Consider the following 825-nt stretch of genomic DNA (forward strand, 5'->3'; position numbering starts at 1 on the left):
GAAGTAGATAGTCTAACCCTCGGGAGGACGTTTACCACGGAGTGATTCATGACTGGGGTGAAGTCGTAACAAGGTAGCCCTAGGGGAACCTGGGGCTGGATCACCTCCTTATACGATTTAGAACTTATTTGTTCGTAGTGTCCACACAGATGATTGTTAATTGTAAAGAGAACAACACTTATTGTTTGGGTCTGTAGCTCAGCTGGTTAGAGCGCACCCCTGATAAGGGTGAGGTCGGTAGTTCAAATCTACTCAGACCCACCACTTCTTCTTAATACTTCGTTGTAAGCTTCGTTGTTTAGTAAACTAAACGGCCTCAACTTACGCCTTGTCTTAAAAAGAAGTCGGTATACAAACAGTAAGACCAGCATATGTGGGGCTATAGCTCAGCTGGGAGAGCGCCTGCCTTGCACGCAGGAGGTCAGCAGTTCGATCCTGCTTAGCTCCACCACTTTACTTCTTAAAAATAAATATTCTTTTATCGGGTAGCACAATCACCTGAGAATAGAGTGTGTTTAATTTTGAGAAGTTTTTGATTCTCTGCTCTTTAAAAATTTGGAAAAGCTGATAATAAAATTCGTATGAATACATTGTATTTGTACAGAGTTTTCAAAAGTAAAAAAGAATGATAGCAGTATCATTCAGTGCCATTTAATAAACGTTTAACGTTTGTTGATTGGTATCTACTTTAGTATTCAATATTAACTTCTGGCGAAGTTAAACTGTCACAAAACAAAGACCCGTTTGGGTTGTATGGTTAAGTGACTAAGCGTACACGGTGGATGCCTTGGCAGTTGGAGGCGATGAAGGACGTATTAACTTGCG

The 825-nt window shown here is 40.8% G+C and carries 2 tRNA genes and 1 rRNA gene; all 3 read left to right on the forward strand.

What is annotated here, in order from left to right:
- A 16S ribosomal RNA gene (locus tag ND6B_RS0119415) occupies positions 1-111 on the forward strand; the annotation flags it as partial.
- A gap of 76 nt (positions 112-187) precedes the next feature.
- Positions 188-264, forward strand: a tRNA-Ile gene (locus tag ND6B_RS04465).
- A 111-nt stretch (positions 265-375) separates the two neighbouring features.
- Positions 376-451: transfer RNA gene (locus tag ND6B_RS04460), tRNA-Ala, on the forward strand.
- Positions 452-825: the final 374 nt, after the last annotated feature.

Source organism: Pseudoalteromonas sp. ND6B (assembly GCF_000764215.1).
GTDB classification, from domain to species: domain Bacteria; phylum Pseudomonadota; class Gammaproteobacteria; order Enterobacterales; family Alteromonadaceae; genus Pseudoalteromonas; species Pseudoalteromonas tetraodonis.